Source organism: Natronomonas sp. (assembly GCF_036625485.1).
Lineage (GTDB): Archaea > Halobacteriota > Halobacteria > Halobacteriales > Haloarculaceae > Natronomonas.
This window is the reverse complement of record NZ_JAZKTR010000103.1, coordinates 1-9,159: the sequence shown is the minus strand read 5'-3', so window position 1 is coordinate 9,159 and position 9,159 is coordinate 1. Positions and strand designations below refer to the sequence as shown.

Genomic DNA, 9,159 nt, shown 5'->3' with positions numbered 1-9,159 from the left:
GGAAAGGCGGGCACATGCACCTGTTCGACCCCGACGTGAACTTCGCGTGTAGCGGCATCATCGCGGAGGGCGTACCACCGGCGGTCGGTGCGGCACTCGCCGCAAAAAAGCGGAACAGCGACGCGGTGGCGGTCAGTTACGTCGGCGAGGGGGCCATCGACCAGGGCGGCTTCCTCGAATCGCTCAATCTCGCCGCAGTCCAGAACCTGCCGGTCGTCTTCGTCATCGAGGACAACGACTGGGCTATCAGTATGCCGAAAGAGCGGGTGACGGACGTTGCCGACGGCTCACGGCGGGCCGACGGCTTCGAGATGCCGGGCGAGCGCATCGACCACAACGACCCCGTCGCGGTCTACGAGGCCGCCGAGCGAGCGGTCGGCCGCGCCCGCGAGGGCAACGGCCCGTCGCTCATCGAGGTGCAGGTCCACCGGCGGATGGGTCACTTCATGGGCGACGCACAGGCCTATCGCCAGGACGAGGAGATCGAGAAACTCGACGAACTCGACCCCATCCCGAAGATGGAAGACCGCCTGCGTGCGGCGGGTCTCGACGACGAGCGCATCGAGAACCTCCACGACGCCGCCACCGAGCGCGTCGAGGAGGCCATCGAATGGGCGAAAGACCAGCCACAGCCGGACCCCGAAGAGGCCTACGAGGACGTCTTCACGAACCCGCCAGAGGGGCCGGCGGCCGCGGAAACCGGAGGTGACGACTGATGGCACAAGCAACCGAACCCGAACAGACCGACCGTGAACTGACCATGAGCCGGGCGATGGTCGAGGCCATCGCCACCGAGATGCGCGACGACGAGGAGGTGTTCGTGATGGGCGAGGACGTGGCCGACTACGGCGGCATCTTCGACTCGACGGAGGGCCTCTTAGAGGAGTTCGGCCACGACCGCATCATGGACGTACCCATCAGCGAGACCTCGTTCATTGGCGCGGGCGTGGGGGCCGCACAGCAGGGGATGCGCCCGATTGTCGAGTTGATGTTCAGCGACTTCTTCGGCGTCTGCATGGACCAGATCTACAACCAGATGGCGAAGAACACCTACATGTCGGGCGGGAACGTCTCCGTCCCGATGGTGCTGATGACCGCCGTCGGCGGCGACTACAACGACGCCGCACAACACTCCCAGACGCTGTACGGCACCTTCGCGCACCTGCCGGGGATGAAGATCGTCGTTCCCAGTACCGCCCACGACGCGAAGGGGCTGATGCACAGCGCCATCCGCGACGACGACCCCGTCGTCTACATGTTCCACAAGCGGCTGATGGGCATCGGCTGGATGCCGGCGCCCGACGGCCCGAAGACGGGCGTTCCCGAGGGCGACTACACCATCCCCTTCGGCGAGGCCGACGTGAAACGCGAGGGCAGCGACGTTACTGTCGTCACTCTCGGGTTGCACGTCCACCGGGCGCTGGAGGCCGCCGAATCCCTCGCGGACGACGGCCTCGACGCCGAAGTCATCGACCTGCGGACGCTCGTCCCGCTGGATACCGAGACGGTCCTCGAATCGGTCCAGAAGACGGGCCGACTCGTGGTCGTCGACGAGGATTACCGCTCGTTCGGCGTCACCGGTGAGATCATCGCCAGCGTCGCGGAATCGGACCTCGGCGCCCTCGATGCTGTCGAGCGCGTGGCGATGCCCGACGTGCCGATTCCGTACGCGCGCCCGCTGGAGAAGGAGGTCCAGCCCGATTCGACCGACATCGAGGAGGCCGTCAGGTCGGTCGGCGAATGAGCGGCGACCGCGTTTCCGTCGGGACCGAGGAGCTGTGGCCCGACGACGCCGACGAGGACGAGGGCTACGTCGCCAACTGGTTCGTCCGCGAGGGCGCGACCGTAGAGGCCGGCGACACCCTCTGTGAGATTCAAATCGAGAAGGTCAGCATCGACGCGATGGCGCCCGTGGCGGGCACCCTCGTCGAGATCGTCCTCGGCGAGGACGCCGAGTTCGAACGCGGTGCAACGCTAGCCTATATCGAACCGGCCTGACGCGTCTCGCGGTTTACTTTTTTATGGGAGGTAGCGAACGCAGACGATGCCGGGTTCGCTGCGGATCTCGACGCGGTTGACGTCGAGGCGGGCGGCCCGGACCAGCGTCGCCTCGTCGTCGAGGACGTCCTCGACGGCTTCATCGGTCTCGTCGTCGGGGACGGTCAGGACGTGCAGTTCGCCGATGCCGGCCCGCTCTTGCGTCGTCAACTCGCCTTCGGCCTGCTCGGCGGCGATATCGCGTTCCTGCTTCGTCGGCGGTTCGGGGCTGTGGTCGACGGTGAGGTTCCGTCGGGTCTCGATTTCGACGAGTTCGTAGGTCACCTCCATCGGCGGTTCGGGGGCGACGGCCCCTTCGAGCAGCTCGCCTTCCTCGACCCCGGGGTTGTCGCCGAGGGTGTGGACCTGCCCCCGGTCGACGTCCTTCAGGACGGCAGACTCCTCCTCAGCGTGGGTTACGAGAAAACGGCCTTCGGTTTCGGTCATATCCGTGTGAAGGCACTCGGCCTTTTTCCGCGTTTCGCGGGGCGACGTGACACACCAGCGGTCGATACGTCGGAGACCGCTACCGGAACCAGCGATGGACGAGGTAGATGCCGACCGCCCCCACGAGCGGTAGCAGCCACGAGAGCGATTCCGGCATCGCGTAGAGCGCTTCGACCAGCGGGGCTGTCGCCCCCGAGGGTGTCGGCCGCGTCGTCACCTCGCCGTCGATCGTGAACTCGGCGGGCATCGAGGCGATGGCGCCGAGATACAGCGTGACGAGATAGCCACCACCGGCGGCCGCGAGGGCGGTGTCGTACCGGGTGTCGTTGCCCTCCCGTCGGTGGTGGCGGGCGACCAGTAGGATGGGTGCAAGGAGGGGCGCCGTCACGAGGAAGCCGAAGAAGACGAACACCGACCGGACGAAGGTGACCGTCCCGCCGCTGAGGTTCGCCGTCGTGGCGATGCTGACGACCAGGGCGAAGGTGAAAAACACCCCGAGTAGGCCGGCGAGCAGGCCGCCGAGGACGGCGTAGACCCTGAACGCGCGGGACCGGCTCTGTCGGAACGCGTAGGGCACCGCGCCGAAGACCCCCGAATACGCCTCGCTCATTGCCGTCGGATAAGGCCGTCCGGCGAATAAACCGCCCGGTATCGGTCATCGTGGCTCCGAGCGATGGCCTACGGACACATCGTCAACGCCTTTGTGACGCGCCCCGCGCTGACCCACATGAACGTCGATTTCGGGAACGCGCTGGCGACGGAAACCAATCGGGGGGTCTCCGAGGACTCACTCGAACGCCTCGACGAACGCGTCGCTCGCATCCACGAGCGCATCGAAACGGGCATCGAGGACCGGGAGTTCGGCTACGCCTGTCTCGCGCTCCCCGAGGACACCGACGCCGACGAGATTCGGGAGGCCGTCGCGGGGTTCGACCCCGAGGCCGTCCTGACGGTCGGCATCGGCGGGTCGTCGCTCGGTGCCGATACCATCTCGGCCGCACTCGGCCTCGATGGCCACTACTCGCTGGATAACGTCGACCCGGCACACACCAAACGCCTGCTCGCCGACCTGCCGCTGGAGTCGACGCTGGTCAACGTCGTCTCCAAGTCGGGGACGACCGCAGAGACGCTGGCGAACTTCCTCGTCGTGCAGGAAGCGATGGAGGACGCGGGCGTCGATTGGACCGAACGCACCGTCGTGACGACGGGCGAAGAAGGGCCGCTCCGTGAACTGGCCGACGAACACGACCTGCCGTCGTGTTCGGTCCCCGACGGCGTTCCGGGCCGCTTTTCGGCGCTGTCGGCGGTCGGCCTCCTGCCGGCGGCCGCACTCGGCGGCGACATCGAAGGTGTCCTCGACGGCGGCGCCGCGGGCCGGGAGGCGCTCGCCCCGTCGCTGTTCGAGTCGCCGGCCTACGCCTACGGCGCGGTCGCCTACGCTCTCGAACAGCGCGGTGCGACGACCAACGCCTTCGTCCCCTACGCCGAGGACCTGGAGCCGTTCGCCGAGTGGTTCGCCCAACTGTGGGCCGAGAGCCTCGGCAAGGACGGCCTCGGGCAGACGCCCGCCCGCGCGCTCGGCGCGACCGACCAGCACTCCCAACTGCAACTCTACCGGGCGGGCCGGGCGGACAAACTCGTCACGCTCGTGCGGCCCCGCGAGCGCTCGGACCTCGACATCCCCGAGACGGACATCGAGGAACTCTCGTATCTCGGTGGCAGTAGTCTCGGGGAACTACTCGACGCGGAGTTCGAAGCAACCGAAGCGTCGCTGGCGGCGGCCGACCAGCCGAACGTCCGCATCGAGATCGACCGCCTCGACGCCGAAGGCGTCGGTGAACTCCTCTATGCGATGGAAGCCGCCTGCATCCTTTATGGGGAACTCCTCGAAGTGTCGACGTTCACCCAACCGGCCGTCGAGTGGGGCAAGCGCGCCGCCCGCGGCCTGCTCGGTGGCGGCGACTTCGAGGAAGCCGAAGCGGTCGAAGACAAGACCGTCTACAGCGTCGAAAAGTAGGTCTTTTGGGGAATTACCGAATATCGGTCGTGGAACGGCTGCTCCTGCCGGATGCGTTTCTGACACCCTGGTGGAATGAAAGGGCGAGGCGCGCTGGCGCCGGAGGGGAGTCGCTAAACGGGCACTATCCGAGCGGTGCGAGGGTGAGCGAAGCGAACCCTCGAAAGCGAACGGCGAGCTGAGCGAGCCGTGAGCAGCGAGGATATCCCGCTTAGCGACCGCACGCGAGGGTCGGAGCGACCAGAGGGAGCGAGACCCTCGGAGCGGGAACGGCGACCGAAGGGAGCCGTGACCGCCAGCGCGCCGAGGGCTTTCTGGCCGTTCGCGGTCAGGGAGCCGTCAAACTCGGGTTATAAAATAGCAGAGCCAGAGTCAGAACGCGCCGATGGCTTCGAGGTAGTTGCTCCCGAAGACGATGGCGTTGTAGATGCCGTGGGCGATGATCGGGACGAGGAGGTTGCCGGTGTACTCGTAGGCGGCGCCGAGCAAGCTGCCGAGGAGGAAGAGCACGGCCAGCGTCGTCAGGAGGGCGGTGCCGAAGCCGCTCGTGAGGCCGTAGGCGGGGACGTGGACCAACGAGAACACCGCCGCGGCGACGACGACGGCGCCACCGTCGCTGTCGAGCGCCTCGCGAAGGCGCGTCTGGATGACGCCGCGGAAGAGCAGTTCCTCCGTCGGGCCGGTAATGAGAATCGAGAGCGGAATGAGTGGCAGGAGGGCCGCCGGGTTCTCCTCGGCGGACTGGGCGACGGAGTGTTCGGTCGTCGTCAGCCCGAGTTGCTCGATGACCACCGACGCGAGCGCGAGCGCGCCGAAGAGGACGATCGTCGCGAGGACGGCAAAGCCCAGATCGCGGAGCGTCGGTTTCGAGATGCGGAGATACGACCACGAGAGGTCGTGGCGGTCCATGTAGAGGCCGGCGACCGCGACGAGTCCGATGCCCTGTGCGATCAGCGCGACGGCGTTTCGCTCCGGTGAGTTCGCCGGAAGCGGCACGACTGCGGAGACGAGCGAGATGCTGATGATGCCGAGTAACAGGCCGACGAAGAGCCCTGCGAGGGCGAGGCCGGCCGCCACGGCGATGGTGGCGACCGGGGATGGGGAGGCTCGGTCGGTGGAGTAACTCATCGTCGGCGTTACGGGAGCGAGGCGAATTAACCTTGTCAGTCCGGCGTCGGCTACTCGTCTGACGAGTTTTTATGCTACTGCCTCACATACTTCTGAAGCATGCGTCGCTACACCCTCGTCTGCGACGAAGAACTGGCCGAGGAGATCGAGGGGTTGGCGGTCCAGTACGGCCTCACCGAGCAGGAGGTCCTCGAACAGCTCGTCGGCGTGGGTATCGAGGAACTCGACTAGCTCATACGGATTGTTGTAGTCTTTTACCGGCGAACGCCGAACCGTACCGGGCGTTCGCCGGTAATTCGTTACAACGATCCGTATCAGGGCCGCTTTCGTTCGAGGTCGCTACCGCAGATCTGACAACGGTCGCGGTGTTCGTCGAACACCCGTCCGCACCCCTGACACTGGAACTTCCAGTCGCGGCGCTCGTCGATGCCGTCCTGTGCGATGACGTCGACCGAGATATCGAGCTTCTCGGCGACGTTCTGCATCGCGTAGTCGTCCGTGACGAGCGTCGCATCGAGTTCGAACGACGTAGCGAGCAGTCGGATGTCCGTTCGGGAGAGTTCCTCGAGGTCGCCGGTCTCGCGGGCGGCGCGTTCGACGCGTTCGATGGTCGCGGGGTCGGGAACGTGGATCTGCATGCCCGAGCCTTCGAGGGCGTCGAACCGGTAGCCGGCCTCGTCTTCGAGTTCCTCCCGAACCATCGGGATGGTCGCGATACTCTGGTCAGTGGTGTAGTCGTTGATAAATGCCGACGAATCGAGAACGTGCATCGAGGTTAGCGGGAGACGACGATGTTGTCCTTTACGGCCTGCACGCGGGTAAATGGGATGAGCAGGTTACCGTGTTCGTCGCGGTCGAACTCCGTCGAGTTGAGCCGTTCGGCGGGGTCGACGATGACGTGGTGTAGCGATCCCGTCTTCAGGTCCATCGTGATGTTGTAGAGGGTTCCGAGGTTCATGCCGTCGGAGCCCATGACCTCTTTCTCCGAAAGGTTCTCGGCGAGTATTTCGGTCATACGCCCCGCTATACGGGGACCATCTATCAACGTTAGGGTCCGCGGCCGGGGTCGACGCCCGAAGACGGGGGTCGAAATCGTCTCTGGGGAAGAATTTGGGTCAAGGTTGAAGGACCGACTTGCCGTCCTCCCCGTATGGATCGCAGACGCTATCTTCGGGCACTCGCCGCAGGTACGGCCGCCGTCTCGATTGCCGGCTGTACCGGCGACGACGGGGGCGGCACCGAGTCCCCGACGGCCGAGTCGACCCTGACCGACGCCCCTACCGACACCCCGACGGACACGGAGACGCCGACCGATACGGAAACGCCAACGGAGGCGCCGACGGCGACGCCGCCGCAGGACCCCGACCAGCGCGTGGCGGTCGGCGACGGGCTCCGGTTCGATCCCGAATCCTTCGAGATTTCCGTCGGCGAGACCGTCCTCTGGGAGTGGGTCGGTCCGGGTCACAACATCAAATACGACGAGGGGGCGGTCCCCGAGGGAACCGACTGGACGGGCACCGAGGGGAGCCGGACGACGACCTACGGCGAGGGCCATACCCACTGGCATACCTTCGGGACGGCCGGCGAGTACGACTATTACTGCGTGCCCCACCAGGGTTCGGGCATGCGCGCGTCGTTCACGGTCACGGAATAATCCGACGGAGCGAGATTGAAACCGTTATATGCCGCGGTCGGCTGTACGTTCATAAAGGGATTCTTCTATGTCTGACGCCCACACCACCGACGCCGGGGATTCGGAGTCGCTGCGGACGCCCATCGTCGCCGTGCTCGGCCACGTCGACCACGGCAAGACGAGCCTGCTCGACAAGGTGCGCGGCTCCGCCGTCACCGCCGGCGAGTCGGGCGCGATCACCCAGCACATCGGCGCGACGGCCGTCCCGCTGGATACCATCTCGGAGATGGCGGGCGCGCTGGTCGACCCCGACGACTTCGACCTGCCGGGCCTGCTGTTCATCGACACCCCTGGTCACCACTCCTTTTCGACGCTTCGCTCCCGCGGCGGCGCGCTCGCGGACATCGCCATCCTCGTCGTCGACGTCAACGACGGCTTCCAGCCGCAGACGTGGGAAGCCCTCGACATCCTCAAGCGGACGCAGACGCCGTTCATCGTCGCCGCGAACAAGATCGACACCATCCCGGGCTGGAACCCGAACCCGGACATGCCCGTCCAGCAGACGCTCGAAAAGCAGAGCGACCGGGCCGAAAGCCGCCTGAACGAACAGCTCTACGAGATCATCGGCCAACTCTCCGACGAGGACTTCTCGGCGGACATGTACTGGCGGGTCCAGAACTTCCGGAAGAACATCGGCGTCGTCCCCGTCTCCGCCGAGACCGGCGAGGGCGTCCCCGACCTGCTGACGGTCATGATGGGGCTGTCCCAGCGCTACCTCAAAGAGGAGATGTCCGTCGACGTGGGCGGCCCCGGCGTCGGCACCGTCCTCGAAGTCAAGGAGGAACGCGGCTTCGGCGCGACCATCGATATCGTCCTCTACGACGGCACCATCAGCACCGACGACACCATCGTCGTCGGCGGGCAGAACGACCCCATCGTCACCGAGGTGCGCGCGCTCCTCCAACCGCAACCGCTCGCCGAGATTCGCACCGAAAAGCAGTTCGAGCAGGTCGACGAGGTGCGGGCCGCCGCGGGTGTGAAGATCGCCGCGCCGGACCTCGCGGGCGCGATGGCGGGCGCGCCCGTCCGCGTCGTCCGTGACCGCCCCGTCGACGAGGTCATCGAGGAGGTCGAGGCCGAACTCGCGGAGATCGACGTCGTCACCGAGGAGGAAGGCGTCGTCGTCAAGGCCGACACGCTCGGCTCGCTGGAGGCCATCGCCTCGACGCTCAAGGAAGGCGAGATTCCCATCGTCCGCGCGGAGGTCGGCGACGTCGCCCCGCGTGACGTCGCGGTCGCCTCGACGGCCGACGAGGACAAACACAAGGCCATCCTCGGGTTCAACGTCGATGTGCTGGAGGACGCCGAACGCGAGGCCGAGGAAAGCGACGTCAAACTGTTCATCGACGACGTCATCTACCAGCTCATCGAGGAGTACGAGGACCACGTCGAATCCATCGAGCGCGCCCAGCAGGAGCAGGTTCTGGACAAGATCCAGCGCCCCTGCCGGTTCCGCATCCTCGACGATCACACGTTCCGGCAGTCCAACCCCGCCGTCGTCGGCGTCGAGGTCATGTCGGGGACGCTGAAGCGCAACTCCCGGGTCGTCAAGTGGGAGGGCAACGAGCCCGAACGCGTCGGCCAGCTCAAATCCCTGCAGGACGCCGGCGAGGACGTCGACGAGGCCCGCGCGGGCGAACAGGTCGCGGCCTCCATCGACGGCCCGACTGTCGGCCGTCAGATCGAGGAAGGCGACGAACTCTGGACGGAGATTCCCGAGAAACACGCGAAGATCCTCGAACAGGAACTCTCCGACGACATTCCGGCCGACGAACTCGAAGCCCTCGGGATGTACCTCGACAAACACCGGAAACGGGACCCGTTCTGGGGGAAGTAG

12 protein-coding genes are annotated in these 9,159 nt (G+C 66.2%); 7 read left to right on the top strand and 5 right to left on the bottom strand.

Annotated features, from left to right (window positions below):
• From V5A53_RS10465 to V5A53_RS10455, 3 genes are all read left to right on the top strand, one after another.
• A partial coding sequence (locus V5A53_RS10465; RefSeq protein ID WP_332313553.1) for a thiamine pyrophosphate-dependent dehydrogenase E1 component subunit alpha occupies positions 1–716 on the top strand: 716 nt, incomplete at its 5' end.
• Complete coding sequence (locus V5A53_RS10460) at positions 716–1,744, top strand: alpha-ketoacid dehydrogenase subunit beta (protein WP_332313552.1); 1,029 nt, start codon at positions 716–718, stop codon at positions 1,742–1,744. The genes V5A53_RS10465 and V5A53_RS10460, both read left to right, overlap by 1 nt.
• Positions 1,741–1,998: a lipoyl domain-containing protein gene (locus V5A53_RS10455; protein WP_332313551.1), complete on the top strand. Its 258-nt coding sequence runs from the start codon at positions 1,741–1,743 to the stop codon at positions 1,996–1,998. The genes V5A53_RS10460 and V5A53_RS10455 overlap by 4 nt, the downstream gene beginning before the upstream one ends.
• 21 nt (positions 1,999–2,019) lie before the next feature.
• Here the strand turns inward: V5A53_RS10455 and V5A53_RS10450 are convergent, their stop codons facing one another.
• On the bottom strand, positions 2,020–2,484 hold the full coding sequence (locus V5A53_RS10450) for a DUF5812 family protein (protein ID WP_332313550.1): 465 nt from the start codon (positions 2,482–2,484) through the stop codon (positions 2,020–2,022).
• Between the two features lie 79 nt (positions 2,485–2,563).
• The gene (locus V5A53_RS10445; protein WP_332313549.1) at positions 2,564–3,094 is read right to left on the bottom strand and encodes a hypothetical protein; all 531 of its coding nucleotides are present in this window, start codon (positions 3,092–3,094) and stop codon (positions 2,564–2,566) included.
• A 117-nt stretch (positions 3,095–3,211) separates the two neighbouring features.
• On the opposite strand from V5A53_RS10445, the gene V5A53_RS10440 reads away from it, so the two are divergent.
• Positions 3,212–4,501 carry a glucose-6-phosphate isomerase gene (locus V5A53_RS10440; protein ID WP_332313548.1) on the top strand — a complete coding sequence of 430 codons (1,290 nt, stop codon included), beginning with the start codon at positions 3,212–3,214 and terminating at the stop codon, positions 4,499–4,501.
• 372 nt (positions 4,502–4,873) lie between these two features.
• Here V5A53_RS10440 and V5A53_RS10435 read toward each other — a convergent pair whose 3' ends face one another.
• The gene (locus V5A53_RS10435; protein WP_332313547.1) at positions 4,874–5,629 is read right to left on the bottom strand and encodes a CPBP family intramembrane glutamic endopeptidase; all 756 of its coding nucleotides are present in this window, start codon (positions 5,627–5,629) and stop codon (positions 4,874–4,876) included.
• A gap of 99 nt (positions 5,630–5,728) precedes the next feature.
• Here V5A53_RS10435 and V5A53_RS10430 point away from each other — a divergent pair, with 99 nt between their 5' ends.
• On the top strand, positions 5,729–5,860 hold the full coding sequence (locus V5A53_RS10430; RefSeq protein ID WP_332313546.1) for a CopG family transcriptional regulator: 132 nt from the start codon (positions 5,729–5,731) through the stop codon (positions 5,858–5,860).
• 83 nt (positions 5,861–5,943) lie between these two features.
• On the opposite strand, the gene V5A53_RS10425 is transcribed toward V5A53_RS10430, so the two are convergent.
• Together V5A53_RS10425 and V5A53_RS10420 are read right to left on the bottom strand one after the other, a co-directional pair.
• A complete protein-coding gene (locus V5A53_RS10425; RefSeq protein WP_332313545.1) occupies positions 5,944–6,399 on the bottom strand; it encodes an NOB1 family endonuclease in 456 nt (151 codons plus the stop codon).
• A 5-nt stretch (positions 6,400–6,404) separates the two neighbouring features.
• Entirely contained in the window at positions 6,405–6,644 is a 240-nt protein-coding gene (locus V5A53_RS10420; RefSeq protein ID WP_332313544.1) for a PRC-barrel domain-containing protein, read from the bottom strand.
• 135 nt (positions 6,645–6,779) lie between these two features.
• Between V5A53_RS10420 and V5A53_RS10415 the strand changes: the two genes are divergently transcribed.
• Both V5A53_RS10415 and infB read left to right on the top strand, forming a co-directional pair.
• Positions 6,780–7,283 carry a plastocyanin/azurin family copper-binding protein gene (locus V5A53_RS10415; RefSeq protein WP_332313543.1) on the top strand — a complete coding sequence of 168 codons (504 nt, stop codon included), beginning with the start codon at positions 6,780–6,782 and terminating at the stop codon, positions 7,281–7,283.
• A 67-nt stretch (positions 7,284–7,350) separates the two neighbouring features.
• Positions 7,351–9,159 carry a translation initiation factor IF-2 gene (infB, locus tag V5A53_RS10410; protein WP_332313542.1) on the top strand — a complete coding sequence of 603 codons (1,809 nt, stop codon included), beginning with the start codon at positions 7,351–7,353 and terminating at the stop codon, positions 9,157–9,159.